The sequence below is a fragment of the Erythrobacter fulvus genome (genome assembly GCF_028595285.1).
In the GTDB taxonomy this organism is placed as follows: Bacteria; Pseudomonadota; Alphaproteobacteria; order Sphingomonadales; family Sphingomonadaceae; genus Erythrobacter; species Erythrobacter fulvus.
The window spans coordinates 282,572-297,927 of the sequence record NZ_JAQQXQ010000001.1; the positions used below are offsets into that span (position 1 = coordinate 282,572).

Here is a 15,356-nt window from a genome sequence, read left to right on the forward strand (position 1 = left end):
ATGACCGAATTTCTGCTCGAACTGCTCGACAAGGGCGGATATCCCGGCATTTTCCTGCTGATGATGGCGGAAAACGTGTTTCCGCCGATCCCGTCCGAGGTAATTATGGGCGCAGCCGGCGTGCTGGTTGCGCGCGGGCAGATGACTTTCGTCACGCTCTGGATCGTCGCCACCGCGGGCACCGTTGTGGGCAACCTGTTCTGGTACTGGCTTGGCGTGCGCTGGAGCGAGGAAACCCTCAAGAAGGTGATCGACCGCTGGGGACGCTGGCTGACCTTCGAATGGGACGAGTTTCTGAAGGCGCGCGACACGTTCCGCAAATATGGCGACTGGATCGTGTTCCTGCTGCGCTTTTCGCCCTTGCTGCGCACCATCGTCTCGCTCCCGGCGGGGCTTGCGAAGATGAAGCTATGGCGCTTCGTTCTGTTCACAGCGCTGGGCTCTGCGATCTGGAACGGCATCCTGATCTTCGGTGGCAAGGCGATTGCCGGGCTGATTGATCGTTACGAAACGCTCGCAGGCTACGGCATTGTTGCTTTCGTGCTGCTGGGCGTGGCGGTTTATGTTTATCGCGTGGTGACGTGGGAACCGGTTGCCGCCTTCGAGAAGAAGGACGACTAGTCGCCGCTCCGCCCGGCGCGCGGATGGGCGTTGCGGTAATTTTCCAGCAGGCTCGCCGCATCGACGCGGGTGTAGATCTGGGTCGATCCCAATGAGGCATGGCCGAGCAATTCCTGCAATGACCGCAAATCGGCCCCCGCACTCAGCAGATGCGTGGCGAAGGAATGGCGTAGCGCGTGCGGCGTGGCGGTGTCGGGCAGGCCGAGCGCGCGGCGCGCCTTCGCCATCGCCTTCTGCACCATGCCCGGCGACAGCGGCCCTCCCTTGGCGCCGCGAAACAGCGGCTCCCCTGGCCCGAGCGGCCACGGACATTGGCGCGCATAATCGGCCACCGCAGCGCGGGTGATCGGCAGCACCGGCACAATCCGCTGCTTGCCGCCTTTTCCGGTCACCTGCAGCACCTCGCCCAGCACCGCGTCGCGGCCGGTCAGCGACAGCGCCTCGGCAATGCGCAGGCCTGAACCATACATCAACAGCAGTACCGCCCGGTCGCGCGCGCCGATCCAGTCCTCTGCGGCAAGCCCGTCCACCAATTCGGTGACGTTCACCGCCTCGTCAGGGGTGACAGGGCGGGGCAGGCCCTTCTTCAACCGAGGGCCGCGCAGGCGCGGCGCGGCCGGGTCAGGGTCGCCTGCCTGTTCGCGCGCGAAGGCAATGAACGCCTTGAGCGCCGACAATTCGCGCGCGGTGCTGGCGTTGCCCAGCCCCTCGGCGCGCCGTGCGGCAAGATGCGCGCGCAAATGGTGGGCCTCGGTGCGGGCAACCGCGTTCCAGTCCTCCAGCGCATTGGCTGCGACCAGCCTTTGCGCCGCAGCGACATAGGCGCGCACCGTGTGCGGAGAGCGGCGGCGATTATCGGCAAGATAGGCGCGCCATGCCGCGATCAGATCGGCCGCGCTCATGCCTCAACCAGCGTATCGGCGACGACTTCGGCCAGCAATGCATCGAGCAGGCCGCGGCCGGGCGGGGCAACGCCGATCCGGCTTCCGTCGCGCCAGAGCAGCCCGAGCGCGGTAAGGCGATCAAGCGCGCTTTCGTCCACCAGCCCGGCAGACGGCAGGGCAAAGCGTGATGCCATAGCGGCAAGATCGACGCCCTCTGTCAGCCTCAGTCCCATCAACAAGGCCTCGGCCGCTTGCTCGGAGCGGGAAAGGGCGCGCACCTCGGCAATGCCGTTGCCTTGACCGCTTACCGCTTTCAGGAAGTTTTCGGGCTTCTTGTGCCGCACCGTCGCCTTGCCGCCACGCCGTCCATGCGCGCCGGGGCCGATCCCGCAGTAATCGAGATAGCGCCAATAGGCGAGGTTGTGGCGGCTTTCCTCACCCGCGCGGGCATGGTTGCTGGTTTCGTAGGCGGGAAGGCCCGCGGCGGCGGTGGTGTCCTGCGTGATGTCGAACAGTTCGGCAGCTTCGTCATCATCCAGCGGCATCAGACGCCCGCGGCGCACATCACTGGCAAACCGCGTGCCGGGTTCGATGGTGAGCTGATAAAGCGACATGTGCCCCGTGCCGAAGGCCAGCGCCCGTTCAAGCTGCCTGTGCCACAGCTCCGGCGTGTGACCGGGCAGGGCATAGATCATATCGAAACTGACCCGCGCGAAATGTGCCTGCGCTGTCTCCAGCGCTGCCAGCGCCTCGTTCGCGCCGTGCAGCCGTCCGAGAAAGCGCAGTTCGGCATCATCGAGCGACTGCACGCCGAGCGACACGCGGTTGATCCCCGCGCCCGCCAGCGCGGCAAAGTTCGCCGCCTCGACCGAGGAAGGATTGGCTTCCAGCGTGATTTCGATGCCGGGGGCAAAACCCCACAAGGTTTCGGCCTCGGTCAGCAGGGCGGCCACCAGCGCAGACGGCATGAGCGAAGGCGTGCCGCCGCCGAAGAAGATCGAGGTCAGCCTCTCGCCGCCCGCGACCTCCGCCTCGGCGCGCATGTCGGCGATCAGTGCTGCCTGCCAACCTTCGACATCGACGCTTGCCCGCACATGCGAGTTGAAGTCGCAATAGGGGCATTTCTTCGCGCAGAAGGGCCAGTGGATGTAAAGCGCGCGGGCCATGACAGGGGTAGTCTAGCCTCCGAACTGCTCCGCGACCAGCTTCGCAAAGGCATCGGCCCGGTGACTGATGGCGTGCTTTTCCTCCGGCGCGATCTCGGCAAAGGTCTGGGTGCGTCCCGCGGGCACGAACACAGGATCATAACCGAAGCCCAGCGTTCCCCGCGGTGGCCATGTCAGCGCGCCGTCGCAGCGGCCTTCGTAGATCGCGTATTCTCCGTCGGGCCACGCCAGCGCCAGCACGCAATGGAAGGCCGCTGTGCGATCTACCTCCGTGCCCTTCTCGGCCAGCATCCCTTCGACCTTGCCCATCGCCATGTACCAGTCGCGGCCCGGCGCGCCTTCGAACCATTGCCGCTCGGCCCAGTCAGCGGTGTAGACGCCCGGACGCCCGTCGAGCGCAGCCACCGAAAGACCGCTGTCGTCGGCCAGCGCCGCCAGCCCCGAAGCCTCCGCCGCCGCGCGCGCCTTGATCAGGGCGTTCTGGGCAAAGGTGGTGCCGGTCTCGGCCGGTTCCGGCAGGCCAAGCGATCCGGCGGAGATGCACTTTACCCCGTGGGGTTCAAGCAGCGCACCGATCTCCTTCAGCTTGCCCGCATTGTGCGTGGCGATCACCAGCGTGCCGGAACCCAGACGGCGTGTCATTTCACCGCGTCCAGCTGAGCGGCGAAGATGCGGTCGGCGCCGATGCGGGCGAGGCGCAGCAGGCGCAGCAGGCCTTCCTCGTCATAGGTCGCACCTTCGGCGGTGGCCTGAACCTCGGCAATCTTGCCCCCCGAAAGCAGCACGAAATTGCCGTCGGCCTCGGCGTTCGAATCCTCGTCATAGTCGAGATCCAGGACAGGCGTGCCCTTGTAGATGCCGCAGGAGATACCCGCGACCTGTGCGGCAATCGGATCATGCTTGACGTCGCCCGAAGCCATCAGCCCGTTGACGGCCATACGCAGCGCGATCCACGCGCCGGAAATGGCGGCGGTGCGGGTTCCGCCATCGGCTTGGATCACGTCGCAATCGAGCGTGATCTGCCGTTCGCCGAGCTTCTGGAGATCGACCACGGCGCGTAAGGATCGACCGATAAGTCGCTGGATTTCCTGAGTGCGGCCCGATTGCTTGCCCTTCGCCGCCTCGCGCGCGCCGCGCGTGTGGGTGGCGCGCGGCAGCATCGAATATTCGCCAGTCACCCAGCCTTCGCCCTTGCCGCGCAGCCACGGCGGCACATTGCGTTCGACGCTGGCAGTGCACAGCACCTTGGTGTCACCGAAGCCGATCAGGCACGATCCTTCCGCGTGCTTGGTGAAACCGGTTTCGATGGTGATGGCGCGCATTTCGTCGGGCGCGCGTCCTGAAGGGCGCATGGGGTGTTCCTTTTCTGCTTGCCCGCCGCGCTAGAGGAAAGCGGGCGCATTCGACAAGCTTGCATCATGGGAAATTGAGTTTGGCGTAAAGTTTTCCTAGCTAATGAAGCATGACATCGCTTCCCGTCACCGAATTGACGACCCGCGCGCGAGAGATCTTCCGCCGCGTGGTCGAAGAATTTATCGAGAGCGGGCAGCCGGTCGGTTCCAAGACGCTGGCAGCGGACGGCACACTGAACCTCTCGCCCGCCTCGATCCGGTCGGTATTGGCCGATCTGGAGGCGGCGGGGCTGCTGGCCGCGCCGCATACCAGCGCGGGGCGAATGCCGACCGATGCGGGACTCCGAATCTTCGTCGACGGGATGATGCGCGTGGCCGAGCCGACGCGCGAGGAACAGGCCGCGATCGAAGCGCGTCTGGCCGAGGCCGGTCCGGTCGAGGCTGCGTTGAAGCAGGCTTCCGCCATCCTTTCCGATCTGTCGGGCGCGGCGGGCATGGTGCTGGTGCCGCAGCGCGAACAGCGCCTTGCCCAGTTCAGCCTTGTCGATCTGGGGCAGGGCCGGGCGCTGGCTGTGCTGGTGGGCGAGGATGGCGGGGTGGAGAACCGCATTCTCGATCTTGGCGGCGCGCTTAATCCCGGTGCGCTTGACCGCGCGTCGAACTACATAACCGCGCGTCTTGCCGGCCGCACTCTGGGCGAAGCCGCGCAGGCGATGCGGGTGGAGATTTCCACCGGCAAATCGCAGCTCGACGATGCCAGCCGCGATCTCGTCGAACGCGGGCTGGCCGTATGGAGCGAGGACGCGGCCCGCCGCCCGGTGCTGATCGTGCGCGGGGCGGCGAACCTGCTCGACGAAAGTACGCTGGGCGATATCGAGCGGGTGCGGATGCTGCTGGAAGATCTGGAGAACAAGCAGTCCGTCGCCGAGCTGCTCGATTCGGCGCGCGAGGCCGAGGCGACGCGCATTTTCATCGGTTCCGAGAACCGCCTTTTTGCCCTTTCGGGCTCGTCCGTTATCGCCTCGCCCTATCGCGATCGCGAGGGAAGGGTGGTCGGCGTGCTAGGGGTCATCGGTCCGACGCGGTTGAATTACGCGCGGGTTGTCCCCATGGTGGATCTGACCGCCCGTTCGCTGGGCAAGCTGATCGCTTGAATGGAAAGCCACACAACATGACTGATAACGACAAGCCGCGGGATGATGCGGCCGAAGCCGAATTGAAGGGTGTGCCCGAAGAGTTCCTGGATGACGGGGAAGACGCGGGCGAAGACAGCTTGGGCGAGGCGCTGGCCGCGCTGCGGCGCGATCTCGAAGCGGCGAAGCAGGATATCCTCTATGCTCAGGCCGAAACGCAGAACGTGCGTCGCCGTCTGGAACGCGAGAAGGACGAGGCGCGCGCCTATGCCGCGACCGGTTTTGCCCGTGATATTCTTTCGGTGGCGGATAATCTTGCGCGCGCTGTGCAGGCGATCCCCGAACCCTTGCGCGCTGACGACAGCATGAAAGGCCTGGTGGTCGGCCTAGAGGCGACCCAGCGCGAGCTGGAGAAGGTCTTTGCCAGCCACGGCATTACCCGTATTGCGGCCATGGGCCTGCCGCTTGACCCGAACCAGCATCAGGCGATGCTCGAAGTGCCGACAGCCGACGCCGAACCCGGCACGATCGTGCAAGAACTTCAGGCCGGATGGATGATCAAGGACCGCCTGCTGCGCGCCGCGATGGTGGCGGTGGCGAAGAAGCCGGATTAAGCGCTGCTAAAGGGCAGGATCGTCTCATAGGCTTCGAGCGGAGGCGATCCAGCCACCTTCACCTCTTGCCGCAGCAAAAAGGCATGCCGCACGATCTCGGCCTGCTGTTCGATTCCGTATTGCTCCAGTATCCAGCCCGGCTTGATCGCATAGTCGTAGCGGCACCACGGGTGGCGGCGCAGAATCAGATACCAGCGGCCGCGCGTCTGGGCCTGCCAGACATGCGTCATCTCGTGAATGAAATGCGCCTGATGGTGCAGCGGTGCGACGGCGAAATCGTCGCAATAATGCTGGGCTTGCGGGTGAAAGTGCAGGTGGCCCATCGGGGCCATGGTCACGCGGCGCGGATGCAGGGGAAAGAACCGCCGCCGCCGGATAGTGACGCGGGCATAGTCGATTGCATCGCAGAACATGCTGTGCGCGAGAGCAGTCTCGCCCGCCGTCAGCTGTCTGATCCCGCCGACCGGACAGACCGTCGGCGGCACGTCGACCCGCGCCGCCGCCAGTTCATCTCCGGTCAGCCGGTCTTTCAGCGTTCTTCACCCGCGGCGCGGACTTCGGCTTCGAATTCCTGTGTCGCGCCGCCCGACATGGTAAGCGTCACCTTGACCTTGTCGCCCGGGGCAAGGTCGGCAGACGGCTCCATCGCCATAATGTGCAATCCGCCCGGCTCGAAGGAAACCTTGGAGCCTTTGGTCAGCGCGATCGGCAGGGCTTCCATCATCTGCACCTTGAAGTCGTATTCGCCGTAATCGTGCATCATCGTCATGCCCGCGCCTTCGACATCGGCCTTGCGGATGGTGAGGCCCTGATCGCCCTGATAGTCGAGGTCGAAATAGACTGCGGCCGGATTGCCCGCGACCGGTGCGAGTACGAGGCGCGCGTTGCTGATGGTCATGCCCGGAACCTGTCCAGCGACAGCCTCGGCCGCGGGAGCATCAGCCTCTCCGCCGCATGCCGAAAGACCCAGCATCGCGGCTGCAATCCCCGCCGCCAGCGCACCCTTGCGCAGAACCCGAAGTGATCCCTTGTTGTTTTTCACGTATTTTCGCTCCCTCTTGGAATGGGCGAAAACTAGGCGCTCACAAGTCTTGTGCCAAGCAAAACCGCACCTATATCGCGCTCACAAACGAGCTGCCGAAGCGCCTTGCCTCACACGGGGGAGACGCAAAAGGCGGTGTCCAACAATCTTCCAGATGGATGGGGTAAACATGGGTAAAGTAATCGGTATCGACCTCGGCACCACCAACTCCTGCGTCGCTGTCATGGACGGCGGCAAGCCCAAGGTGATCGAGAACGCGGAAGGCGCGCGCACCACGCCGTCGATTGTCGCCTTCACCAAGGATGGCGAACGCCTGATCGGCCAGCCGGCCAAGCGTCAGGCAGTGACCAATCCCGACAACACCCTGTTCGCGATCAAGCGTCTGATCGGTCGCCGGTTCGAAGACCCGCTGACCAAGAAAGACATGGAGCTTGTCCCCTACAAGATCACCAAGGGCAAGAACGGCGATGCCTGGGTGAATGCGGGCGGTGAGGATTACAGCCCCTCGCAGGTTTCGGCCTTCATCCTCCAGAAGATGAAGGAAACCGCCGAAAGCTATCTCGGCGAAACCGTGACGCAGGCCGTGATCACCGTGCCCGCCTATTTCAACGACGCACAGCGTCAGGCGACCAAGGACGCAGGCCAGATCGCCGGTCTCGAAGTGCTGCGCATCATCAACGAACCGACTGCCGCGGCGCTCGCCTATGGCATGGACAAGGACGACGGCAAGACCATCGCCGTCTATGACCTTGGCGGCGGCACCTTCGATGTCTCGATCCTCGAAATCGGGGACGGCGTGTTCGAAGTGAAGTCGACCAACGGCGACACCTTCCTAGGCGGTGAGGATTTCGACAACGCGATCGTCGAGTTCCTGGCCGATTCCTTCAAGAAGAAGGAAGGGATGGACCTCAAGACCGACAAGCTTGCGCTGCAGCGCCTCAAGGAAGCTGCGGAAAAGGCCAAGATCGAACTGTCGAGTGCGGCCACGACCGAAATCAACCTGCCCTTCATCACCGCGCGCATGGAAGGTGGTAGCACCACTCCGCTGCACTTGGTGGAAACCATCACTCGTGCCGACCTTGAAAAGATGGTCGACGGGCTGATCCAGCGCACGCTTGATCCGTGCAAGAAGGCGCTGGCGGACGCCGGCATCAGCAAGGATCAGGTCGACGAGGTTATCCTCGTCGGCGGGATGACCCGCATGCCGAAGGTGCGCGAGGTCGTGGAGCAGTTCTTCGGTGCCAAGCCGCACACCGGCGTGAACCCCGATGAAGTCGTCGCGATGGGCGCAGCCATTCAGGCGGGAGTGCTGCAGGGCGACGTCAAGGACGTGCTGCTGCTCGACGTAACCCCGCTGTCGCTCGGTATCGAGACGCTGGGCGGCGTGTTCACCCGTATGATCGATCGCAACACCACCATCCCGACCAAGAAGACCCAGACCTATTCGACGGCCGAGGACAACCAGAACGCGGTGACGATCAAGGTCTATCAGGGCGAGCGCGAGATGGCGGCGGACAACAAGCTGCTCGGCAATTTTGACCTGATCGGAATCCCGCCCGCACCGCGCGGCGTGCCGCAGATCGAAGTGACCTTCGATATCGACGCCAACGGCATCGTTTCGGTGTCGGCCAAGGACAAGGGCACGGGCAAGGAACAGACCATCAAGATCCAGGCTTCGGGCGGATTGTCGGACAACGACATCGACCAGATGGTGAAGGACGCCGAAAAGTTCGCCGAAGAGGACAAGAAGCGCCGGGCGGCCGCGGAAGCGCGCAACCAGGCCGACAGCCTCGTGCACGCGACCGAAAAGCAGCTGTCCGAGCATGGCGACAAGATCGACGCCGCGACCAAGACTGCTGTCGAGGAAGCGATTGCTGCGACCAAGACCGCGCTTGAAGGCGGCGATGCCGATGACATCAACGCCAAGGCGCAGGCGCTTACCGAAGCGGCGATGAAGATGGGCCAGCAGATCTACGAACAGCAGCAGGCGGCGGGCGGTGATGCCGCAGCCGAACCTGAGGCCGAACAGGCAGCCGACGAAGACGTCGTCGATGCCGAGTTCTCCGAGGTCGACGAAGACAAGAAGGGCTAAGGCCCCGATGCCATCACGTACGTCGCCGATGTGTCCGGTACCCCTTTCCGGACCGTCGGCGGCGACGGGTCACGGGGAATAGGTCAGACTCATGTCCAGCGCCCAGATTGATTACTACCAGACGCTCGAAGTCGCGCGCGATGCCGACGGCGCGATGCTCAAGAGCGCATATCGCAAGCTCGCAATGAAATATCACCCGGATCGCAATCCGGGCGACACCGAGTGCGAAGCCAAGTTCAAGGCGATCAACGAGGCTTACGACTGCCTCAAGGACCCGCAGAAGCGCGCAGCCTATGATCGTTATGGCCATCAGGCCTTCACTCAAGGCATGAATGGCGGCGGTGGCGGCTTTGGCGGCGGGCCGTTCGGCGGTGGTGGCCGCGGCGACTTTGCCGATATCGGCGACATCTTTGAAACGATATTCGGCAGCGCCTTCGGGGGCGGCGGCGCGGCACGCCAGCAGAACCGGCGCGGTGCGGATCTGCGCTATGATATGCAAATCAGCCTCGAGGAAGCCTTCGACGGCAAGACCACCGAGATCGAGATCGAAGTCAGCCAGGTGTGCGACACCTGCGACGGCTCCGGCGCCACGCCCGGTACTAGCGAACGGCAGTGCAACCTGTGCCACGGCATGGGCTCGGTGCGCGCCAAGCAGGGCCTGTTCGTGGTCGAGCGTCCGTGCCCGACATGCAGCGGACGCGGCAGCGTGATCGAGGATCCGTGCAAGGCCTGTCGCGGGGAGGGGCGGGTCGATCGTCCGCAGGCGCTTCAGGTCGAAATTCCGGCCGGTGTCGATACCGGCACCCGCATCCGGCTTGCCGGCAAAGGCGAGGCGGGCCAGCGCGGCGCGCCTCCGGGCGATCTCTATATTTTCCTCCATGTCAAACAGCACGCCGTGTTCGAGCGTGAAGGCACCACGCTGATGACCCGCCTGCCGGTAAGCTTCACCACTGCGGCGCTGGGAGGCAGCGTGGATATCCCCGATCTGGACGGATCGACCAACAAGCTCGACATCCCGGCCGGCATCCAGTCGGGCAAGCAGTTGCGCATCCGCGGGGCGGGCATGCCGGTGCTGCAAGGGCGCGGGCGCGGCGATCTGGTGGTGGAGATTGCGGTCGAAACGCCGACCAAACTCACGCGTCGTCAGAAGGAAATCCTAGAGGAATTCCGCGCCACGGAAACGGGCGACGAATGTCCTGAAAGCCGCGGGTTCTTTGACAAGCTCAAGGATGTGTTCGGCGGCTAAATGCTGTGCTGCCTTCGCTCATTATTATCGACGATTTCCTAAAGGACCGCTGGGCCGGGCGCCGTGCGGCACTGGCGCTGGACTATGATCCGGCCCGCCAGCATGGCAATTTTCCCGGCCTCAATTCCGCCGCGCCGCTGGATACGACCGCGGTCGACAGTCGGTGTCGCGGCATCTCGGCATCAGGCTCGGTGCAGCGCCCGGGATGCAGCACGGCCATTGCCGCCTGACCTGCAAGGGCGATCGCGGCAAAAGCGGTGTGCATATCGACCGGAAGCCTATTCCGGCATCCTCTACTTTTCGCGGCCCGAGGATTGCGCGAGACCGTATGCATGCGGCACTGATTTCTTCCGCCACAAACGCACCGGCCTTGAAAGCGTGCCGCGTGTCTCAACTGGGCTCGACACGAACGGGGTTGGGGCTCAACCCATCCGTTCGCGCACCTCCATCCGGATCTGGTCGATCAACCCGCGCTGGCAGCGTCCGGTGAGTTCCTCTTCCTCCAGAATGGCAAGGAACACTGCCCGTTTTGCCGCGCGCAGACGGGGTTCGGGCACCGGCGTGCCCACGGTCGAAGCGACAAGGTCGAGCATCCGTTCGGCGCCGTGCAGCCGGCCCCACAGGTAATCGTTCTCGCGGTAATCGCGGCTGAAGAAGGCGCCGAAATTGTAGAACTCGATGCCGCGCAAGGTGGCTATTGTTCCGCCCTCTCGGATGCTGCGCGCGTCATCGGGGGAAATGCGGTCGATCCGCGCCGGGTTGTATTCGTCCAGCCCTTCGCGCCGGGTCAGGGGCAGGGTGGCGACATCGTAGAAAGGAAAGCCGAGATAGGTCAGCAGCATCCGCCGCTTGAGGTTCTTGGGCATGTCCTCCAGCGCGTCGATCAGCAATTCCTCGGCGGCGAGATCGGTGGTCGGAAGCAGCCGTTCGGTGGCGAGGAAATCGAGCACGGTTCCAGGCTTGCGGCTCACCTGCGCTGCCAGATCGGCAAAGTGTGGGTTGCGCAGAACGTCATCGTCGGCTCGGTAATAGAGCGCCATGATCGCATAGAGCCGGTCGCGCGCGCGATCGAGCGCGTCGTCGGGAATTTCGGGATCCAGTTCCCAGTCGCGCGACAGCTTGCGGGCAAGCATTTGCAGCCGGCGGATGCGGAACCCGGTATCATGGGCGCGGAAGAAGGCGATTGCCGCCGCACTCGCGCCGCCGCCAGCGTCGGTGAGCTTGTCCAGCCCGCGCGCGACAAGTTCGGCCCGCAAGGCGGCGGCAACGGGCGCCGGATCGGTCCGGCCCTCGCCTTCGGCCTTGAGCGTCAACCGCGCCAGCTGATCGAGGATCGTATCGAACTTGGCGAGAGCATAGGCACCGAAGGCATAGCCCGCCCGCTCGGCAGCGGCCTGCTGCGCTTTCGCCCGCCATCCCGCTAACCGCTTCGAAGTCGGACGATCGAGCAGGAAGGTGTAGCCGAACAGTTTTTCGACCGCGCGATCAATGTCCCCCTGCAGGTCCATGATGATTTGCTTCAGACGCTCCGCATCGCGCGATTGCTGGGCGATCCGTTCCAGATCGTCGCGGATCGGCTGTTCGCGCGGAATCGTCGAAAGCGAACCGAAGATCGCGCCGAAAAACCCGATCTCGCGTGCCGGCATGTTCGCCCCGATCCCGCGGCTGTCGGGCCGCGGGTCGATATAGACGAAGCGCCGGTCAACCTCGCGCTGGGCAGGGCGACCTCGCAGAGCCGCCAGCGCCGCGCCGAACGGAGCATTGACCAGCACCGCACCATCAATCAGCGCGGCCTCGTCAATCGTGCCTTCGCGCATGTGCACGGGCATGATCCGCCGAAGGAAATGATCGCGCGAGGCCCAGTCATGGCCTTCGCTGGCGGCCAGCTGATCGATCTCGGCGACGCCCAGCGGGGGAAAGGCGCCGGGAAAGCTTGCTGTCGCGCGCGCCGCCAGCACCAACTCAATCGGATCGGCGAGCGGCTGCGCCGGATCGGTGCCGACCCTGGCGTGAAAGCAGATCGGAAGGCGGTGTTCCAACTCTTCGACCTGTGGCGGAGAGTTGAGCCGCAGCGTCTGGGGATGGCCGCGAAAATCGGTTGCCGTCACGATCAGATCAATCGGATAACCGGGAGGCAGCAGGCTGATTTCGTCACCTTCGGCCTCCATCTTCTTCAGCGCTTCGAAAAGCATCGCCGAAAATCGCGAACCGGAAAACGGCGGGCTGAACCAGCGCCCGCGGACAAAGCGGGAAACCTTGTGACGCACCTCAGCACGGGTCTCGGGCGAGACCGTGGCGCTCACCGCATTGCCGGGACGGCTAAGGAACCATTCGGCGATCGGCTGCGCCCAGAACTTGGCATAGCGCCACATCGGCTCGGCATCGGGATCGGTAAGCTCGCTGACATCGGCATTTTCGAGCCACAGGTCGGTAAGCGGTTCGAGACTGTGGCCCGAATGGATCGCCTGCGCAAGGAACACCGCGTTGATTCCGCCGGCGCTGGCGCCGGTCAGGATGTCGGGCATGATGCGCAGCCGGAAGCCGTCCTTGCGCTCGATCTCTTCCAGAAATGCGCGATAGGCCTGTGCCACCCCATCAAGGTGGACAGCATGGGGATGGTGAAAGCCCCGGCTCGCACGGGCAAGGTGCCAGATTTCCTTGGTGATGCCGTGCATGTACACCGCTAGGCTGACGCCGCCATAGCAGACAAGGGCAAGGCGCAGTTCCTTCTGGCGCATGGCGTTTTGTGTACCGCAAAGCCGCGGCAATGCAATTGCGTTCTAATTCTGTTCCGTTTATGCGGGCGTTCTATGGCAAAATCTAAACGCCGGTACGTGTGTCAAGCTTGCGGTGCGGTATCATCGCGCTGGCAGGGACAATGCACCGATTGCGCGGAATGGAACACGCTGGTGGAGGATGCGCCGGCAACGGTGTTCTCGCAAAAGCACGATCTTTCGCGCGGCGGGCGGGCGCTGGCGTTCGAGCCCTTGAATGCGCCCACGCAGCTGCCGGAGCGCAAGTCGACCGGGCTTGCCGAGTTCGACCGTGCGCTTGGCGGCGGGCTGGTGCCGGGTTCGGCGGTGCTGATGGGCGGCGATCCGGGGATCGGCAAGTCCACGCTGCTGCTCCAGACGGCGGCGACGATCGCGCGCGGCGGGAATGACGTGGTTTATGTCAGCGGTGAGGAAGCTGCAGGACAAGTGCGGCTGCGCGCTGCGCGCATGGGAGTGGCCGATGCGCCGATCCGGCTCGCCTCCGAAACGTCGGTGCGCGATATCCTGACGACGCTGGGGCAGGCTGATCCGCCCGCCTTGCTGGTGATCGATTCGATCCAGACCATGCATTCCGACATGATCGAGGGTGCTCCGGGCACCGTATCGCAGGTGCGTGGCTGCGCGCTTGAACTTATCCGCTATGCCAAGGAAACCGGCTGCGCGGTAGTGCTCGTCGGCCATGTCACCAAGGACGGGACGATTGCCGGGCCGCGGGTGCTTGAACACATGGTTGACGTGGTGATGAGCTTCGAAGGAGAGCGCAGCCACCAGTACCGTATCCTTCGCGCCCTGAAGAACCGGTTTGGCGCCGTGGATGAGATCGGGGTCTTCGCCATGGCTTCCGAAGGGCTGGAAGAGGTCGCCAATCCTTCGCTGCTGTTCCTGTCCGGTCGCGAAACGCCGCTTGCGGGCAGCGCGGTTTTTCCGGCGCTGGAGGGCACACGGCCCGTCCTTGTGGAGATACAGGCGCTTATCGTCCGCCTGCAATCGGGCGCGACCCCGCGCCGCGCTGTGGTGGGCTGGGACAGCGGACGTATGGCGATGCTGCTGGCCGTGCTCGAATCGCGCTGCGGGCTGAATTTCAGCTCTGCCGAAGTCTATCTCAATATTGCCGGCGGCTACCGCCTGACCGATCCGGCGGCCGATCTGGCCGTTGCCGCCGCACTGGTTTCGGCACTGGCGGACAAGCCATTGCCCGACAAGGCGGCATGGTTCGGCGAGGTGAGTCTGGCCGGCGAAATTCGCCCGGTCGCGCACGCGCCCCTGCGGCTGCGTGAGGCGGCGAAGCTGGGCTTTTCGCGCTCCTATGGACCGGTCGGCGGAGCGGCCGGGGAACGGGGCGACAACTATCGCGGGCTTGCTGCACTTTCGAACCTCGTTGACCAGGTGATGAGGGGCGCATAGACGCTACCGGTCATGGCTGGTCTCGATATTGTCATTCTCGTCATCGTCGCTGTTGCAGCAATCGGCGGCTTCCTGCGCGGGCTTGTGCAAGAAGTCCTGTCGCTTGCATCATGGATCTTTGCCGCGCTGGCGGTTCATTTCCTGCACCCGCAGCTGACCCCGGCGCTCAGCGACATGCTGAACTCCGCACGCATTACACCGGTATTTGCCTTCGTGCTGTTGCTGCTGATCCCCTACGCAGCGATGAAGCTGATTGCGGGCAATATCAGCGAAGCATCGGACGGTGCGATCCTCGGCCCGATCGACCGCGTGCTCGGCTTCGGTTTCGGCGCGGTCAAGGGGGCGCTGATTGCGGTCTTCGCTTTTTCGTTGCTGGTGCTCGGTTTCGATGAAGGCTGGGGATACAAAGGGCGGCCGACGTGGATCACCACGGCGCGGACCTATTCCGCGGCAGATGCCTTTTCGCGCGACCTAGTGCCGATGATTGCCGTGCGGCGCGATCAGTTGCGACGCGAATCCGAAGCGCGCGACCGTGCTGTGTCACGGATTGCCAAGTGACGGAAGCGGTGGAAGCGCTTCCGCCGAAACTCTATTCTCCCGCGGTACTGGCGCTGGCGACCGAGCTGGCGGGATATCCGCTTGAAGACAGTCTCGATTTGCGCGGGGAGGCCCGCTCGCGCACATGCGGGAGCGAATTGGTAATCGGGCTTGCGCTGGCACCCGACGGTATGATCGACCGGGTCGGCATGCAGGTGCGCGCCTGCGCGATTGGACAGGCATCTGCCGCGCTGCTGGCCCGCGCGGCGCGCGGTCGCGGGGCAGCGCAGATCGCGTCCACTTGTGAGGCATTGGCACAATGGCTGGCAGGGGAGGGCGACTTGCCCGACTGGCCCGATCTGTCACTTCTTGCTCCGGCAAAACAGCACCCGGCGCGCCACGGTGCCTTGCTGTTGCCGTGGAAGGCCGCCAGCAAGGCGCTTTCAAGCTGCGCGGCGGCGGGTTAGAGACAGCGGCAAGAGAGGCGGCAG

General features: G+C 64.4%; 16 protein-coding genes. 9 read left to right on the forward strand and 7 right to left on the reverse strand.

Going from position 1 to position 15,356, the window contains the following annotated elements; all coding sequences use genetic code 11:
• The gene (locus OIK40_RS01375; protein WP_273675547.1) at positions 1-621 is read left to right on the forward strand and encodes a DedA family protein; all 621 of its coding nucleotides are present in this window, start codon (positions 1-3) and stop codon (positions 619-621) included.
• On the opposite strand, the gene OIK40_RS01380 is transcribed toward OIK40_RS01375, so the two are convergent.
• Genes OIK40_RS01380 through rph form a run of 4 tightly spaced genes read right to left on the reverse strand, consistent with a single transcriptional unit; the run spans position 618 to position 4,023 of the window.
• Complete coding sequence (locus OIK40_RS01380; protein ID WP_273675548.1) at positions 618-1,523, reverse strand: tyrosine recombinase XerC; 906 nt, start codon at positions 1,521-1,523, stop codon at positions 618-620. The genes OIK40_RS01375 and OIK40_RS01380 overlap by 4 nt on opposite strands.
• Positions 1,520-2,671 (reverse strand): radical SAM family heme chaperone HemW, encoded by a 1,152-nt coding sequence (gene hemW, locus OIK40_RS01385; RefSeq protein ID WP_273675549.1) that lies wholly within the window; start codon positions 2,669-2,671, stop codon positions 1,520-1,522. Before hemW ends, OIK40_RS01380 begins: the two co-directional genes overlap by 4 nt.
• 12 nt (positions 2,672-2,683) lie before the next feature.
• Positions 2,684-3,313 carry an RdgB/HAM1 family non-canonical purine NTP pyrophosphatase gene (rdgB, locus tag OIK40_RS01390; protein ID WP_273675550.1) on the reverse strand — a complete coding sequence of 210 codons (630 nt, stop codon included), beginning with the start codon at positions 3,311-3,313 and terminating at the stop codon, positions 2,684-2,686.
• Positions 3,310-4,023, reverse strand: coding sequence for a ribonuclease PH (gene rph / locus OIK40_RS01395; protein ID WP_273675551.1), 714 nt, complete (start codon positions 4,021-4,023; stop codon positions 3,310-3,312). Before rph ends, rdgB begins: the two co-directional genes overlap by 4 nt.
• Positions 4,024-4,133: 110 nt before the next feature.
• Between rph and hrcA the strand changes: the two genes are divergently transcribed.
• The gene (gene hrcA, locus OIK40_RS01400) at positions 4,134-5,177 is read left to right on the forward strand and encodes a heat-inducible transcriptional repressor HrcA (protein ID WP_273675553.1); all 1,044 of its coding nucleotides are present in this window, start codon (positions 4,134-4,136) and stop codon (positions 5,175-5,177) included.
• Between the two features lie 17 nt (positions 5,178-5,194).
• Positions 5,195-5,770: a nucleotide exchange factor GrpE gene (locus OIK40_RS01405; protein WP_273675555.1), complete on the forward strand. Its 576-nt coding sequence runs from the start codon at positions 5,195-5,197 to the stop codon at positions 5,768-5,770.
• Here the strand turns inward: OIK40_RS01405 and OIK40_RS01410 are convergent.
• On the reverse strand, positions 5,767-6,183 hold the full coding sequence (locus OIK40_RS01410) for a vgr related protein (protein WP_273676055.1): 417 nt from the start codon (positions 6,181-6,183) through the stop codon (positions 5,767-5,769). The two genes, OIK40_RS01405 and OIK40_RS01410, sit on opposite strands and share 4 nt — an antisense overlap.
• A gap of 116 nt (positions 6,184-6,299) precedes the next feature.
• Complete coding sequence (locus tag OIK40_RS01415; protein ID WP_273675557.1) at positions 6,300-6,812, reverse strand: copper chaperone PCu(A)C; 513 nt, start codon at positions 6,810-6,812, stop codon at positions 6,300-6,302.
• Positions 6,813-6,981: 169 nt separating this feature from the next.
• On the opposite strand from OIK40_RS01415, the gene dnaK reads away from it, so the two are divergent.
• From dnaK to OIK40_RS01430, 3 genes are all read left to right on the forward strand, one after another.
• Positions 6,982-8,904, forward strand: a complete 1,923-nt coding sequence (gene dnaK / locus OIK40_RS01420; RefSeq protein ID WP_273675559.1) for a molecular chaperone DnaK — start codon at positions 6,982-6,984, stop codon at positions 8,902-8,904.
• Between the two features lie 91 nt (positions 8,905-8,995).
• Positions 8,996-10,150, forward strand: coding sequence for a molecular chaperone DnaJ (dnaJ, locus tag OIK40_RS01425; protein WP_273675561.1), 1,155 nt, complete (start codon positions 8,996-8,998; stop codon positions 10,148-10,150).
• A 5-nt stretch (positions 10,151-10,155) separates the two neighbouring features.
• On the forward strand, positions 10,156-10,380 hold the full coding sequence (locus OIK40_RS01430) for a hypothetical protein (protein ID WP_273675563.1): 225 nt from the start codon (positions 10,156-10,158) through the stop codon (positions 10,378-10,380).
• Positions 10,381-10,572: 192 nt separating this feature from the next.
• Here OIK40_RS01430 and OIK40_RS01435 read toward each other — a convergent pair whose 3' ends face one another.
• Positions 10,573-12,888, reverse strand: coding sequence for a patatin-like protein (locus tag OIK40_RS01435; protein WP_273675564.1), 2,316 nt, complete (start codon positions 12,886-12,888; stop codon positions 10,573-10,575).
• Between the two features lie 72 nt (positions 12,889-12,960).
• Between OIK40_RS01435 and radA the strand changes: the two genes are divergently transcribed.
• From radA to OIK40_RS01450, 3 genes are read left to right on the forward strand one after another with little or no spacing between them, the layout of a single operon-like run.
• Positions 12,961-14,328, forward strand: coding sequence for a DNA repair protein RadA (gene radA, locus OIK40_RS01440; protein ID WP_273675566.1), 1,368 nt, complete (start codon positions 12,961-12,963; stop codon positions 14,326-14,328).
• 12 nt (positions 14,329-14,340) lie between these two features.
• Positions 14,341-14,886 (forward strand): CvpA family protein, encoded by a 546-nt coding sequence (locus tag OIK40_RS01445; protein WP_273675568.1) that lies wholly within the window; start codon positions 14,341-14,343, stop codon positions 14,884-14,886.
• Positions 14,883-15,332, forward strand: a complete 450-nt coding sequence (locus OIK40_RS01450) for an iron-sulfur cluster assembly scaffold protein (protein WP_273675570.1) — start codon at positions 14,883-14,885, stop codon at positions 15,330-15,332. The genes OIK40_RS01445 and OIK40_RS01450 overlap by 4 nt, the downstream gene beginning before the upstream one ends.
• The last annotated feature ends 24 nt before the right edge of the window (positions 15,333-15,356 follow it).

Bases quoted from the DNA above. Each gene is read 5' to 3' on its own strand.
- OIK40_RS01445 (WP_273675568.1), top strand. From the start codon at position 14,341: ATGGCTGGTCTCGATATTGTCATTCTCGTCATCGTCGCTGTTGCAGCA.
- rdgB (WP_273675550.1), bottom strand. From the start codon at position 3,313: ATGACACGCCGTCTGGGTTCCGGCACGCTGGTGATCGCCACGCACAAT.
- OIK40_RS01380 (WP_273675548.1), bottom strand. From the start codon at position 1,523: ATGAGCGCGGCCGATCTGATCGCGGCATGGCGCGCCTATCTTGCCGAT.
- OIK40_RS01435 (WP_273675564.1), bottom strand. From the start codon at position 12,888: ATGCGCCAGAAGGAACTGCGCCTTGCCCTTGTCTGCTATGGCGGCGTC.
- rph (WP_273675551.1), bottom strand. From the start codon at position 4,023: ATGCGCCCTTCAGGACGCGCGCCCGACGAAATGCGCGCCATCACCATC.
- radA (WP_273675566.1), top strand. From the start codon at position 12,961: ATGGCAAAATCTAAACGCCGGTACGTGTGTCAAGCTTGCGGTGCGGTA.
- OIK40_RS01375 (WP_273675547.1), top strand. From the start codon at position 1: ATGACCGAATTTCTGCTCGAACTGCTCGACAAGGGCGGATATCCCGGC.
- hemW (WP_273675549.1), bottom strand. From the start codon at position 2,671: ATGGCCCGCGCGCTTTACATCCACTGGCCCTTCTGCGCGAAGAAATGC.
- hrcA (WP_273675553.1), top strand. From the start codon at position 4,134: ATGACATCGCTTCCCGTCACCGAATTGACGACCCGCGCGCGAGAGATC.
- OIK40_RS01405 (WP_273675555.1), top strand. From the start codon at position 5,195: ATGACTGATAACGACAAGCCGCGGGATGATGCGGCCGAAGCCGAATTG.
- OIK40_RS01410 (WP_273676055.1), bottom strand. From the start codon at position 6,183: ATGTTCTGCGATGCAATCGACTATGCCCGCGTCACTATCCGGCGGCGG.
- dnaJ (WP_273675561.1), top strand. From the start codon at position 8,996: ATGTCCAGCGCCCAGATTGATTACTACCAGACGCTCGAAGTCGCGCGC.
- dnaK (WP_273675559.1), top strand. From the start codon at position 6,982: ATGGGTAAAGTAATCGGTATCGACCTCGGCACCACCAACTCCTGCGTC.